Genomic DNA, 12,903 nt, shown 5'->3' with positions numbered 1-12,903 from the left:
CGTCACTTTTTCTCGTCAGGCTTCTTGTCGCTGTGGAACCACAGCATGATGCTGTCCCACAGGCGACCGAAGAAGCCAGCCTGCGGTGCATCACTCAGGGCGATCAGCGGCACGTTCTGCACCGGCTGGCCATCCAGCGTGAGACGCAGCGTACCGACCTGCTGGCCCTTGGTGAACGGGGCCACCAGCGTCGCCGGGATGTCCATGGTGGCCTTGAGCTTGTCGTAGTCACCACGCTTGACGGTCACCAGCACATTGTCGGCCACGCCCAGCGACAACTGGTTGGCCTGGCCCTTCCACAGCTTCGGCGTGGCCAGCGGCTTGTCGCCGTCATACAGCTTGTGGGTCTCGTAGAAGCGGAAACCGTAGTTCATGAGCGCCAGCGCGGCATCGGCGCGGCTCTTCTCGTTGGTGGAGCCCATGACGATGGCGATCATGCGCGAATCGCCCTGCTTGGCCGAGGCGGCCAGACAGAAGCCTGCCGCAGCGGTGTGGCCGGTCTTGATGCCATCCACCGTGTTGTCGCGCCACAACAGCAGATTGCGGTTGTGCTGCTTGATGCCGTTCCACTCGAAATCCTTGACCGCCGAGATGGCGTAGTCCTCGGGGAAATCATGGATCAGCGCGCGCGAGAGAATCGCAATGTCGCGTGCCGTCGAGTAGTGGTTCGCGATCGGGTAACCCGAGGCGTTCTGGAAGTTGGAATTGGTCATGCCCAGCTGCTTGGCATAGGCATTCATCAGGTTGGCGAACGCCGACTCGGAGCCAGCGGTGTGCTCGGCCAGCGCGATGGCGGCGTCGTTGCCGGACTGGATGATCATGCCGTACAGAAGATCCTTCAGCGGCACCTGGCTGTTGAGCTTGAGGAAGCTGGTGGAGCCATCGGTGCCCGCACCACCGCTGCGCCAGGCGTTTTCGCTGATGTTGACCGGATCGGCCATGTGGATCTTGCCGTTGGCGACCTCGGCGGACACCACATAGTCGGTCATCACCTTGGTGATCGAGGCCGGCTCAACGCGCAGGTCCGGCTCTTTCGACGCCAGCACCTGGCCGGTGGCGTAATCCATCAGCACCCAGCTCTTGCCATCCACATCCGGCGGCGGCGGCACCGGGGCCTCCGGCGTCACTGGGCGCGGCACCGGCGCGGGCTTCGGCGGCGTCTGCTGGGCGACGGCAGTGCCGACGACCAGTGCGGCGACGGCAAGCGAAGAAAGGGTGCGGCGAATCAGGTTCATCTGTCAGTTCAATCCAATGGCTGTATGGCGGCGAGCGAGACGCCGCCGCGAGAAAATCAGTGCGTCAGTCTACCGCGACCTGCGGCCGGGGCAGCCCCATGTTGGCAATTCGGGAGGTTACGTCGTCCGCCTGATCGACGCTTGAGAGCGGCCCCACCCGAACGCGTCGGACGCTGCGGCCGTTGATTTGCGCATCCACCACCTGTACGGGCGCAAAATTGGCGGCTCGCAGCTGCTGTGCGACACGCTCTGCGTTAGTCACGTCAGAGAATGCACCCACCTGCAGGTAAATACCTGGCCCCGGCGAGGCGGGTTTGGGCGGCGGCGGTGGCGGCGGCAGCGCCTGTGCGGTGAGCGGCTGGCCGGGATCGATGGCCCGTACTTCCACCAGGCCGGTACCCTTGGGCCACACGCCGATTTTCACAGCCGCAGCGTAGGACAAATCGATCAGGCGGTTTTCGTGGAACGGCCCGCGATCGTTGATACGCACGATCACGCTCTTGCCGTTCTCCAGATTGGTGACACGCGCGTAGCTGGGCAATGGCAGCGTCTTATGCGCGGCGGTGAACTGGTACATGTCGTAGTCCTCGAGACTCGACGTTTTGTACCCGTGGAATTTGTTGCCGTAGAACGAGGCGACGCCCCTCTCCACATAGCCGTTGGGGTTGGCCAGCACGTTGTAGGTCTGGCCAAGCACCGTGTACGGCGACTTGTTGCCGTAGAGCGCGCGCGGCTCCACCTTCGGCACCGGTTCGGGCAAGGTGTTGATGAAGTCGGGTGGCGCGCCGTCCGGCACGCTGTCGGCGTTGTCGCGATAGCGGCTGTTCTGCGGGCGGCTGGTGTCGTCGCTGACGCCGCCGCGGGAATAACCACCGCCACTGCCCGACGAAACCCCGCCACGCGACGACGAGCCACCATGGCTCGCCGAGGGCCGGGTCTTGTTGCTGCTACAACCCGCCAGCAGCGCGATCAACAGGAGTGGCAGCGCAAGCTGCCACCTCATTGCGTGGCTTCCATCTCGCCTGCCCCGGCGGCAATCGCCTGCGCCAGCTGATGCACGGCCAGCGCGTACAGGGGACTGCGGTTGTAGGTGGTGATCACGTAGAAATTCTGGAAGGTGAACCAGTACTCCATGCCATCGGCGCCCTGCAGCGACTGCAGGCTCGACGGCTGCGCCGGACTGAACGGCTGCACGGGCGCATAGCCCCAGGCTTCGAGTTGCTCGAGCGGCCATTGCGGCTTGGAATCCTTCACGGTGATGGGTTTGGCTGCGCTATCCGCCTGGGCGCGGGCTGCCACCGGGCCACCCTTCTGCCAGCCATGCTTGGCGAAGTAGTTGGCAACACTGGCGAAGATGTCGGGCAGCGAATTCTTCAGGTCGATGTGGCCATCGCCATCCGCGTCCACGCCGAAATCGCGGATGCTCGATGGCATGAACTGGCCCCAGCCCTGCGCCCCCGCGTACGAACCGGTGAGCGTGTCGATCGGGCCGGCGAGTTGGGTGTTCGGCAACTCGAGCAGCGTCTTCAGCTGTTCGCGGAAGAACGTGGCGCGCGGCGGGTAATACAGGCCCAGCGTCACCAGCGCGTCGAGCACCTTGTACTTGCCGGTGTTGCGGCCGTAAGAGGTTTCCACGCCGATGATCGCCACGATGTATTCGGGCGCCACGCCGTATTGCTTGCCGATGTTTTCCAGCAAGGCCCGGTGCTGACGGTAGAACGCAATGCCGTCATTGATGCGCTGGGGCGTGATGAAGATCGGCCGGTAGTCCTTCCACGGCTTGGCTTCGGCCGGGCGGCTGATAGCGTCGAGAATGCTTTGTTGCTTCTGGGCACCATCCAGCAAGGCGTTGAGAGCCTGCGGATCCTTGCCGGTGTCCTTGGCTACTTCGCTGACGAGCTGGTTTTGTCCGGGATGGGTTTCCGCGAGGGCCGGCATGCATGCCGCGGCGAATAGAAGGCCCAGCGTGGCAACGAGGCGACGAGTCGGGAGCGACGCGGGAATCGAGAGCATGAAAGACTTCGCTGTCGTGAACGGCTTCGCGCCAAGCCTAGCATGCGAGCCGGCAAAAACCGGCCTTTTGCACTCACGTTCTGCCGATGCGGCGTGGCCCTAGGAGTGGGTCTTGCGGTTGGCGTGAATCGACATGAGTACGCCAAAACCGGTGAGCAGCGACACCGCCGAGGTGCCGCCGTAGCTCACCAATGGCATCGGCACACCCACCACCGGCAGCATGCCGGCCACCATGCCGCCGTTGACGAACACGTAGACGAAGAAACTCATGCCGATGGCGCCGGCGAGCAGGCGCGAATAGGTATCGCGCGCCTCCATGGCGATCCACAGGCAGCGTCCGATGATGAAGGCATACAGCAGCATCAGGCAGATCACGCCGACCAGACCGAACTCCTCGGAGAACACGGCGAAGATGAAGTCGGTGGTGTGCTCCGGCAGAAAATCCAGCCGCGATTGCGTGCCGTGCTGCCAACCCTTGCCAAACAGGCCGCCGGAACCCACCGCGATTTGCGACTGGATGATGTGCCATCCCTTCCCCAATGGGTCGGACTCCGGATCGAGCAAAGTGAGCACGCGGTTGCGCTGGTAGTCGTGCAGGAAGTGCCAGGCTACCGGGATCATGGCGCCCACCGCGGCGAGCAGGCTGCCGATCTTCCACCACGCCATGCCCGACAGGAACAGCGCAAACGCACCGGCGGCCGACACCAGCAGCGCGGTGCCGAGATCAGGCTGCTCAGCAATGAGGCCGGCGGGAATACCAATCAGGATGCCCACCATGATGATGTCCTTCCATCGCGGTGGCAGCTGACGCGGATGCAGATACCAGGCCACCATCATGGGCATGGTGAGCTTGAGCAACTCGGACGGCTGGAACGACATCACACCCAGGTTCAACCAACGCTTGGAACCGCTGCGTACTTCGCCGAAGCCAGCCACCATCAGCAGCAAGACGACGCTGGCCGCAAACAGCCATGGCGTCCAGCTGCGCAGCACCGGCGGGGGAATGCGCGAAATCAGCAGCACCAGCATGCCGCCCATGACGAAACGGGTGGCCTGGCCGCCAATCATGGCCATGTTGCCGCCACTGGCGCTGTACAGCGTCGCCAGGCCCACCAAGGCAAGCAAGAACAGGCCAAAGGCCAGCGGCAGGTCGATGCGTGGCCGCGTCATCACACGGCGCACGAAACGCAGAAAACGCGCCTGGAGAGCGTCGATCATGGATTGCCTCCGTCATCGGGTGCGGGCGCGCTGGTGTTCTCGGCCGGCATGGCGGACATATCGGCGGGCGTTGCCATCGGCGTGTCCTCGGGCGCTTCCGGTGCGCTGGGTTCGCCGGACGCCGGACCCGGTGCCGTTTCCGGCGTGTTGTTTGGCGGCACGGGGCCACCGGTCGACGCTATCCATGCCTCCATCACCTTGCGGACGATGGGACCCGCATCCGACGCACCCCATGCACCGGATTCCAACATGGCCACGACAGCGATGCGCGGCGCCTCTGCAGGGGTGTACCCGATGAACCACGCGCGATGGCGCGCCGCCAGATAAGCCGTGTTCTTGTTGGTGTCGTAATCGTTGCTGCGACGGGAGAAGCGCTCTGCCGTACCGCTCTTGCCCGCAACGAGGTACGGAAAACCGGTGAACTGCCCCTTGGCCGTACCCCCTACCTCATTGACCACGGCCAGCATGCCCTGATTCACCACATCCCAGTCGTGCGGCTTGCGAATCAACGAAGGGCCGGCGGGCGGATTGGGCAACGGTACCGGCCGCTCCTTCACCGCCTGGGTCGCCATGACCAGGCGCGGAGCATACGGCGTACCGTGACCTGCGAAGGTTGCGGTGGCGTGCGCGAGCTGCAGCGCGGTGACGTTCCAGTAGCCCTGACCGATACCGGCAATGATGGTTTCGCCCTGGAACCACGCGTATTTGCTGCGCGTGGCCTTCCACTCGCGCGACGGCAGGATGCCTTCCGCCTCGCCCAGCAGGTCGATGCCGGTCTTCTTGCCAAAGCCCAGGCTGCCCATCCAGTTCGCGAGCCGGTCGATGCCCATGTCCAGCGCGAGCTTGTAGAAATAGGTATTGGTGGAAAGCTGAATAGCGCGAACCATGTTCACCGTACCGTTACCGCCGCGAACGTCATCGCGATAACAGCGCTGCTGGCCGGGGATACAGAATTCGCCAGTGGACAGCACCGTGTCTTCAGGACGGCGAACGCCGAGCTCGAGGCCACCCAGCGCCAGGAACGGTTTCACTGTCGAGCCCGGCGGATAGGCACTCTTGAGGGCACGGTTGAGCAACGGCTTGTCTTCGGCCGTCATGTAGCCCGTGTAGTCCGCCTTGCTGATGCCGTTGACGAACAGATTGGGGTCGAAGCTCGGCACGCTGACCATGGCCAGCACCTGGCCGTTGCGCGGGTCGATTGCCACGGCCGAGCCCGGGCGGCCCTGGAACGCATCGTTCGCTGCCTTCTGGACGCGCACGTCGATGCCGAGGTAGAGATTCTTGCCGGGAATGGGCGCGTGGGTTTCCAGCACGCGCTGCACGCGGCCGTCGACATTCACCTCGACCAGCTCGTAGCCGGGCTCGCCGTGCAGGATGTCTTCGTAGGAGCGCTCCAGACCGCTGCGGCCCACATGACTGGTGCCCTTGTAGCGATCGGGATCCAGCCGCGCCGTGTCGTCCGCGTCGATGCGGCCCACGTAGCCCACCACATGTGCGAACAACGCGCCGTACGGATAGCGGCGGGTGAGGTAAGGCACCACGTCCACGCCCGGAAAACGCCAGCGGTTAACGGCGAAACGCGCGATTTCATCTTCGGTGAGATGAAGTTTCAGCGGCACGCTGTCGAAACGGCGATTTTGCTTGAGCTGCTTCTTGAAGGCATCGATGTCGCCATCGTCCAGCGGCACCACCTCGCGGATGGCGGACAACATGGACTGCATGCACTTCACTTGCTGCTTTTTGGACGTATCGGTATCGCCGTCGTCCTGCGATGCCACCTCACTAACGGAGGACGACATGCCTTGCATGCACTTCACCTGCTCGGGCACCACTTCCAGACGAAAGGCGGGCACGTTGTCGGCCAGCAACACGCCGCTGCGATCGAAGATCAGGCCACGCGCCGGCGGAATCGCCCGCGGTTTCACACGATTGTTTTCCGAGCGCAAGGCGAACTCGTCGTGACGCTGCACCTGCAGATAGGAGTAGCGCACCACCAATACGCTGAGGCCCATCAAAATCAGGACAAAGCCCACCAGCGCACGCACGCGGAACAGCGCGGCTTCGCCACGGGTATCTTTGATGGAGCGTCGCCGCAGGGCCATGGCAGCTATTGGATGCGCAAACGCATGCGCAGGTCGTCCATGAGCAGAAACAGGAACGGCCACAACGCAGCGCCGACGAACGGCGAAATCCACCAGGTCGCCGCCGGCAATGACTCGCCGGCAAACGTACGCACGATCAGCAACAACACACGATCATTGAGCAGCAAGGCAAGTACGGCCAGCGTCTGCTGCCACATGGGGAAGAAACGCAGACGCGAACGGAAGCGCAGCGCGATGAACACCAGCGCACACAGGCGCATGGCCTGTTCGCCCAGCAGCACGCCATCGAGCAAGTCAGCGCACAGGCCAACCATGAAGGCCAGCCCCAGTGTCACGCGGTCGCCCGACTCCAGCGACCAGTACAGCAGGAACAGCGCCGGCCAGTACGGCTTGAATGGCTGCAGTGGCGCCGGCAGCGGCACCAGCATGGAGACCACCGCAAACACCAGCGAGCCCACGAACAACAACAGGCTGATACGTGGCTTGCTCATGGTTGCACCGTCGGCGCCTGGGTGGATGGCGCTGCGGATGAAGCGGCTTCCGCCGGGCGCGGCGCAGGTGCGATGGAGCTGCCCGGAGCCGGCGCCAAGTCAGCCGGCGGCCCCGCAGGCGCTACCGGCTCAGGCGGCCCCACCGGCTCAGCCAGGTCATGCAGCAGCAGCACATCTTCGCTGCGATCAATATCGGCGGTGGGACGCGCACGCCCCTCGAGGAACATGCCCGACGCCGCCGGCTCGACGCTGCGAATTTCACCCACCGGGAAGCCCGGCGGGAAACGACCACCGAGACCGGAGGTAAGCAGCTTGTCGCCCGGATGCACGTCGGCCGCCATGGAAATATTGGGCAGGCTCAGCAGGCCGCCATCGCGCGAGCCATAGGCCACAGTGCGCAGACCCGTACGTTCGACGACCACCGGAATGGCGTGATCAGGATCCGTCACCAGCATCACCAGCGAGGTGCGTCGCATGACTTCCACCACCTGTCCGATGACGCCGTGCGCGTCGATGACCACCTGGCCGGCTTTCACACCATCGCGTGCGCCGACGTTGAGCATCATGCGATGACGGGAGCCGCCGAGATCCACGTCGATCACTCGGGCCAGCTGCACATTCAATTCAAGGCTGTGTTGCGTATCGAGCAGCTCTTTCAGGCGCTGGTTCTGCTCGGCCACCGCCGCCATGCGATTGAGCTTGGCATTGGCCAGCAGCAGATCTTCTCGCAGACGCTGGTTCTGCTCAGTGAGCAGCTTGCGATCGGAAAACGCCACGCTGAGCGCGCGCATGCCATTGGCCGGCATGCTGGCCAGCCGGTACACCGGCTCAACCAGCACCGAGGTGGTATAGCGAAGGCGCCAGATCCAGCCATTGCGATGGTCGAGCACCATCAGCACCATGGCCAGCGCAAGATAAAAAATGAGCTTGAGCGTACCGGCGACCGTGCCGGCAAACAGGGGCGAGGAATCCTCGCGCGACAGCGCCATGGCCTAACCCGCCCCCGTCTTGTCGATTACTCGGGTGCGAAGAAGTCGCTGCCGTGCTGATCGATCAGCTCCAGCGCCTTGCCACCGCCACGGGCCACACAGGTCAGGGGCTCATCGGCCACCTGCACGTGCAGGCCGGTTTCCTCGGAGATCAGGCGATCCAGGTCGCGCAGCAACGCGCCACCGCCGGTGAGCACGATGCCACGCTCGGCCACGTCGGAGCACAGTTCCGGCGGGGTCTGCTCCAGCGCGGACTTCACCGCCGCCACGATGCCCGACAGCGGCTCGTGCAGCGCCTCCAACACCTCGTTGGAGTTGATGGTGAACATGCGCGGCACGCCCTCGGCGAGGTTGCGGCCGGAGATTTCGATCTCCTTCACATGCGTCTGCGGGAACGCGCAGCCAATCTCAAGCTTGATGCGCTCAGCGGTGGACTCGCCGATCAGCGTGCCGTGGTTGCGGCGCACATAGTTGATGATGGCCTCGTCGAAGCGGTCGCCACCCACGCGCACAGACTGCGAGTAGACGATGCCGTTCAGCGAGATCACCGCCACTTCTGACGTGCCGCCACCGATATCAAGCACCATCGAGCCGCGCGCCTCATGCACCGGGATACCGGCGCCGATCGCTGCAGCCATGGGCTCTTCGATCAGAAACACGTCACGGGCGCCGGCGCCTTCGGCCGATTCCTTGATGGCGCGGCGTTCTACCTGGGTCGAGCCACAGGGCACACACACGAGCACGCGCGGGCTCGGGCGGAGCATGCGCGACTTGTGCACCTGCTTGATGAAGTGCTGCAGCATCGCCTCGGTCATGGAGAAGTTGGCGATCACGCCATCCTTCATCGGACGCACCGTGGCAATGTTGCCGGGCGTGCGGCCCAGCATCTTCTTGGCATCGCTGCCGACGGCCGCCACTGCACGTGGACCACCCGGGCCGCGGTCCTGGCGGATAGCCACCACCGACGGTTCGTTCAGTACGATGCCCTGTCCCCTTACATAAATAAGGGTATTGGCCGTACCAAGGTCGATCGAAATATCGTTGGAGAAAAATCCGCGAAACTTCTTGAACATGGGTCCGCCGTGCGCCGGCTGTGGCTAAAAAGTAAGCGGGCCAGTCTAGTCAGCAAACCCCCGGATCGCAAGGATAATCTCGTTAAGAAAGCCTTTATCTACACAGTGATATGCGCGTTTTTGAGCTCGCGCACATTACCCTGCGACCGCAAGAAAAGTCGCAGGCAGCACCAGATCCCGGTATGATCTGGAACTTTGAGCCAGGCAGGCCCAGCTGCCGCCCGGTTTCCCGTTCAACTGCCAGGGAAAACACCTCGCATCATGTCTGCCGTCATCTGCGGATCGCTCGCTTACGACACCATCATGGTGTTCCAGGACCAGTTCAAGAACCACATCCTGCCCGATCAGGTGCATATCCTGAACGTGTCCTTCCTGGTGCCGCGGATGCGCCGCGAATTCGGCGGCTGCGCCGGCAACATCGCCTACAACCTGAAGTTGCTGGGCGGCGAACCGCTGCCTGTGGCCACGGTGGGTCAGGACTTCGGTCCGTATCGCGCGCACATGGAAAAGTGCGGTATCCCGCTGGATTACGTGCGCGTGTTCGATGATCAGTTCACTCCGCAGTGCTTCATCACGACCGACCTGGACAACAACCAGATCACGGCCTTCCATCCGGGTGCGATGCTGAGTGCGCACAGCAACCATGTGCGCGACATTCCGGAAATCAGCTTCGCCATCGTGGCGCCGGATGGCCGCGACGCCATGTTGCAGCATGTCGATGAGTTTGCCGCGCGTGGCGTGCCCTTCATCTTTGACCCTGGTCAGGCCATGCCGTTGTTCGACGGTGCCGAATTCCGGTCGATGATCGAGAAAGCCACCTATGTCATCGTCAACGACTACGAGTCGCAGCTGCTTCAGCAGCGCACCGGCTGGAGCGCGCAGGAGATCGCCTCGCGGGTAAAGGCCTACATCGTGACCCTGGGCCCGCGCGGTTCGCAGATCCACACCGATGGCATCACGCACGAGATTCCCGCAGCGCGCGAGCGCCAGGTGATCGACCCCACCGGTTGCGGCGACGCTTATCGCGCGGGCCTGATCTTCGGCATCATGCATGGCAAGGATTGGCCGACCACCGGACGCATGGCATCGCTGATGGGTGCACTGAAGGTCGAACATCCGGGCACGCAGAACCAGCACTTTGACTACGCGCAGTTCGCTGCCGAGTTCAAGGATCAGTTCGGCTACGCGCTCGACTGAGAGCCGCCGCCTCGGTAACAACACAAGGCCTCCGCATGGAGGCCTTGTTCGTTTCAACCCGTACGAAAACCCATGGTGGCCTTTACCGCATCCTGCCACCCGCGATACAGGCGATCTCTTTCTGCCTCGCGCATCTGCGGTTCGAAGCGGCGATCGACCTGCCAGAGCCTGGCGATCTCTTCGCAATCTTTCCAGAATCCCACCGCCAAACCGGCGAGATAGGCGGCTCCGAGCGCGGTGGTTTCCTGCACTCGTGGACGCAACACGGGCACGCCGAGCATATCGCTCTGGAACTGTGCGATGAAGTCGTTGGACACCGCGCCGCCGTCAGCACGCAGCTCTTTAAGCGCGATGCCTGCATCGCCTTCCATCGCGGTCAGCACGTCGCGTGACTGATACGCCATCGACTCCAGCGCCGCGCGCACAAAGTGCTCCTTGCTGGTGCCGCGACTCAAACCGAAGATGGCGCCACGCACATCGCTCTGCCAGTAGGGCGCACCGAGTCCGACGAAGGCCGGCACCACATACACGCCATCGCTTGAAGCGACGCGCTCTGCGTACTCCTGCGAGTCAGCCGCCCGGTCTAACATGCGCAGACCATCGCGCAGCCATTGAATGACGGAGCCAGCGACAAAGATGCTGCCCTCCAGCGCGTAGTCGACACGATCACCTAGTTGCCAGGCGATAGTAGTGAGCAGGCCGTGCTTGGACGGCACTGCCTGTTCGCCGGTGTTCATCAACATGAAGCAGCCGGTACCGTAGGTGTTCTTGGCCATGCCAGGCGAGAAACACGCTTGTCCAAACAAGGCAGCCTGCTGGTCGCCGGCAACGCCTGCGATCGGTACGCTGGCTCCGAAAAACTGTGCAGGCGCCGTGTGCGCATACACCTCGCTGCTGGAGCGAACGTCGGGCAGCATGGCCCGTGGAATCCGCAGCATGTGCAACAGGTCATCGTCCCAGCAACGACGATGAATGTCATACATCAAAGTACGCGCTGCGTTGCTTACATCGGTGACGTGCGCCGCTCCGCCGCTGAGGTTCCAGATCAGCCAGCTGTCGATGGTGCCGAACAGCAGCTCACCGCGTTCAGCACGCGCCTGAGCGCCGTCTACGTGATCGAGAATCCAGCGCAGCTTGGTCGCCGAGAAATACGCATCGATCAACAAGCCGGTCCGTTCGCGCACGAGCGGCTCGTAGCCATCGCGCTGAAGCTGCTCGCAGATCGCCATGCTCTGACGCGATTGCCACACGATGGCGTTGTGGATGGGCAATCCGGTAGCGCGGTCCCACACCACGGTGGTTTCCCGCTGATTGGTGATACCGATGGCGGCAATGTCGGCGAGTTCGACCCGCGCATTGGCGAGCAGCTCGGTGACCGTCACCAATACGCTCGTGAGAATGTCTCGGGGGTTGTGCTCCACCCAGCCCGGCTGCGGGAACAACTGTTCAAACTCACGCTGCGCGACGCCCACCACCGACCCCGCGTGATCGAAAAGAATCGCGCGTGAACTCGTGGTGCCCTGATCGAGGGCAAGGATGTAACGCTTCTCCACGCGAGGTCGCTCCGTTACGGGCATGAATGAGGCCGCAAGCGTAGCAACAACCCGGGCGGTGCATGCACTTTCAGCCCGGGGTCTGCCTTCAGTTCATCCGTGATGTGCCGGCTTGCCAGCGGGCTGCATGATGCGATCGATAAAGGCCAGAGCCAGCGCCGATACGACAAAGGCCAGATGCAGCAGTAACTGCCATTTGATGGTATCGCTGCTCAGCGTGCTCGCCTTGATGAAGGTGGCCAGAAGATGGATGGAGGAAATGCCGATGATCGCCATCGCCAGCTTCACCTTGAGCACCGTGGCGTTCACATGCGACAGCCATTCCGGCTGATCAGGATGATTTTCCAGCTTCAGTCGCGAAACAAAGGTTTCGTAACCGCCGACGATCACCATGACCAGCAGGTTGGAAATCATCACCACATCGATCAGACCAAGCACTGTCAGCATGATGGTGGTCTCCGCGCTTTCGGCGCTGGCACCTTCACCGAGATGGCCAAGCAGCGTGGCGTCCACCAGGTGCCAGAGTTCCCGCAAGAACTGCACCACGTAAATCGCCTGCGCAACGATAAGACCGAGGTAGAGCGGCAGCTGCAGCCAGCGCGAGGAGAAGATCAGGTAGGGGAGCGGGCCCAGGCGGTCCTTACCGGGAGTCGTCATACGCAAACACATCGTGGAAGAAAGAGGACCTACGATGGTCGCAAATTCCTACGTTACGGCGAGTGAATAGCATGGCCGCTATTCAAGGCCGAGAAAGCGCATTGCGCGGAAGTATTCGAGGCCCGATAGACGATCTGTCGTATCGACGATGAAGTCTGGAATGCATCACACGCACCACGTCAATCAGACTTCCGATTGGATTCGGATGACCAGCCATTTCCCGACCACGGGCGAGACAATTTTTGAATCGCGCAAAGACAAACGCCTTCCCGGATGGGAAGGCGTTTGAGGGATAAAGCCCCTGGCGGTGACCTACTCTTGCATGAGGATTCACACTACCATCGGCGCAGCTGCGTTTCACTTCCGAGTTCGGGA

At 62.8% G+C, this 12,903-nt stretch carries 11 protein-coding genes and 1 rRNA gene; 1 reads left to right on the top strand and 11 read right to left on the bottom strand.

Annotated elements, in window-relative coordinates; translation table 11 throughout:
• Nucleotides 1-2: 2 nt before the first annotated feature.
• The 8 genes from OQE56_RS04280 to OQE56_RS04245 form a co-directional block, all read right to left on the bottom strand.
• A complete protein-coding gene (locus OQE56_RS04280) occupies nucleotides 3-1,235 on the bottom strand; it encodes a D-alanyl-D-alanine carboxypeptidase family protein (protein ID WP_267221935.1) in 1,233 nt (410 codons plus the stop codon).
• A 64-nt stretch (nucleotides 1,236-1,299) separates the two neighbouring features.
• The gene (locus OQE56_RS04275; RefSeq protein WP_267221934.1) at nucleotides 1,300-2,238 is read right to left on the bottom strand and encodes a septal ring lytic transglycosylase RlpA family protein; all 939 of its coding nucleotides are present in this window, start codon (nucleotides 2,236-2,238) and stop codon (nucleotides 1,300-1,302) included.
• Nucleotides 2,235-3,248 carry a lytic murein transglycosylase B gene (gene mltB, locus OQE56_RS04270; RefSeq protein ID WP_267221933.1) on the bottom strand — a complete coding sequence of 338 codons (1,014 nt, stop codon included), beginning with the start codon at nucleotides 3,246-3,248 and terminating at the stop codon, nucleotides 2,235-2,237. The genes OQE56_RS04275 and mltB overlap by 4 nt, the downstream gene beginning before the upstream one ends.
• Nucleotides 3,249-3,347: 99 nt before the next feature.
• A complete protein-coding gene (rodA, locus tag OQE56_RS04265; RefSeq protein WP_267221932.1) occupies nucleotides 3,348-4,466 on the bottom strand; it encodes a rod shape-determining protein RodA in 1,119 nt (372 codons plus the stop codon).
• On the bottom strand, nucleotides 4,463-6,568 hold the full coding sequence (gene mrdA, locus OQE56_RS04260; RefSeq protein WP_267221930.1) for a penicillin-binding protein 2: 2,106 nt from the start codon (nucleotides 6,566-6,568) through the stop codon (nucleotides 4,463-4,465). Before mrdA ends, rodA begins: the two co-directional genes overlap by 4 nt.
• Nucleotides 6,569-6,573: 5 nt before the next feature.
• Complete coding sequence (gene mreD, locus OQE56_RS04255) at nucleotides 6,574-7,059, bottom strand: rod shape-determining protein MreD (protein ID WP_267221928.1); 486 nt, start codon at nucleotides 7,057-7,059, stop codon at nucleotides 6,574-6,576.
• The gene (gene mreC / locus OQE56_RS04250) at nucleotides 7,056-8,048 is read right to left on the bottom strand and encodes a rod shape-determining protein MreC (protein WP_267221927.1); all 993 of its coding nucleotides are present in this window, start codon (nucleotides 8,046-8,048) and stop codon (nucleotides 7,056-7,058) included. The genes mreD and mreC overlap by 4 nt, the downstream gene beginning before the upstream one ends.
• A 26-nt stretch (nucleotides 8,049-8,074) precedes the next feature.
• A complete protein-coding gene (locus OQE56_RS04245) occupies nucleotides 8,075-9,121 on the bottom strand; it encodes a rod shape-determining protein (RefSeq protein ID WP_046971370.1) in 1,047 nt (348 codons plus the stop codon).
• A gap of 261 nt (nucleotides 9,122-9,382) precedes the next feature.
• Here OQE56_RS04245 and OQE56_RS04240 point away from each other — a divergent pair, with 261 nt between their 5' ends.
• Nucleotides 9,383-10,318, top strand: a complete 936-nt coding sequence (locus tag OQE56_RS04240; RefSeq protein ID WP_267221923.1) for a carbohydrate kinase family protein — start codon at nucleotides 9,383-9,385, stop codon at nucleotides 10,316-10,318.
• 53 nt (nucleotides 10,319-10,371) lie between these two features.
• Here the strand turns inward: OQE56_RS04240 and glpK are convergent, their stop codons facing one another.
• The 3 genes from glpK to rrf form a co-directional block, all read right to left on the bottom strand.
• Nucleotides 10,372-11,871 carry a glycerol kinase GlpK gene (glpK, locus tag OQE56_RS04235; protein ID WP_267221921.1) on the bottom strand — a complete coding sequence of 500 codons (1,500 nt, stop codon included), beginning with the start codon at nucleotides 11,869-11,871 and terminating at the stop codon, nucleotides 10,372-10,374.
• Between the two features lie 93 nt (nucleotides 11,872-11,964).
• A complete protein-coding gene (locus tag OQE56_RS04230) occupies nucleotides 11,965-12,528 on the bottom strand; it encodes a TIGR00645 family protein (protein WP_267221917.1) in 564 nt (187 codons plus the stop codon).
• 299 nt (nucleotides 12,529-12,827) lie between these two features.
• Nucleotides 12,828-12,903: ribosomal RNA gene (rrf, locus tag OQE56_RS20130) — 5S ribosomal RNA — on the bottom strand; the annotation flags it as partial.

Source organism: Dyella silvae (assembly GCF_026421305.1).
Lineage (GTDB): Bacteria > Pseudomonadota > Gammaproteobacteria > Xanthomonadales > Rhodanobacteraceae > Dyella > Dyella silvae.
This window is presented reverse-complemented; position numbering and strand designations above follow the sequence as displayed.

What these genes read in the sequence shown, in the direction of transcription:
- OQE56_RS04280 (WP_267221935.1), bottom strand. Translation starts at nt 1,235, where the DNA reads ATGAACCTGATTCGCCGCACCCTTTCTTCGCTTGCCGTCGCCGCACTG.
- OQE56_RS04275 (WP_267221934.1), bottom strand. Translation starts at nt 2,238, where the DNA reads ATGAGGTGGCAGCTTGCGCTGCCACTCCTGTTGATCGCGCTGCTGGCG.
- mltB (WP_267221933.1), bottom strand. Translation starts at nt 3,248, where the DNA reads ATGCTCTCGATTCCCGCGTCGCTCCCGACTCGTCGCCTCGTTGCCACG.
- rodA (WP_267221932.1), bottom strand. Translation starts at nt 4,466, where the DNA reads ATGATCGACGCTCTCCAGGCGCGTTTTCTGCGTTTCGTGCGCCGTGTG.
- mrdA (WP_267221930.1), bottom strand. Translation starts at nt 6,568, where the DNA reads ATGGCCCTGCGGCGACGCTCCATCAAAGATACCCGTGGCGAAGCCGCG.
- mreD (WP_267221928.1), bottom strand. Translation starts at nt 7,059, where the DNA reads ATGAGCAAGCCACGTATCAGCCTGTTGTTGTTCGTGGGCTCGCTGGTG.
- mreC (WP_267221927.1), bottom strand. Translation starts at nt 8,048, where the DNA reads ATGGCGCTGTCGCGCGAGGATTCCTCGCCCCTGTTTGCCGGCACGGTC.
- OQE56_RS04245 (WP_046971370.1), bottom strand. Translation starts at nt 9,121, where the DNA reads ATGTTCAAGAAGTTTCGCGGATTTTTCTCCAACGATATTTCGATCGAC.
- OQE56_RS04240 (WP_267221923.1), top strand. Translation starts at nt 9,383, where the DNA reads ATGTCTGCCGTCATCTGCGGATCGCTCGCTTACGACACCATCATGGTG.
- OQE56_RS04230 (WP_267221917.1), bottom strand. Translation starts at nt 12,528, where the DNA reads ATGACGACTCCCGGTAAGGACCGCCTGGGCCCGCTCCCCTACCTGATC.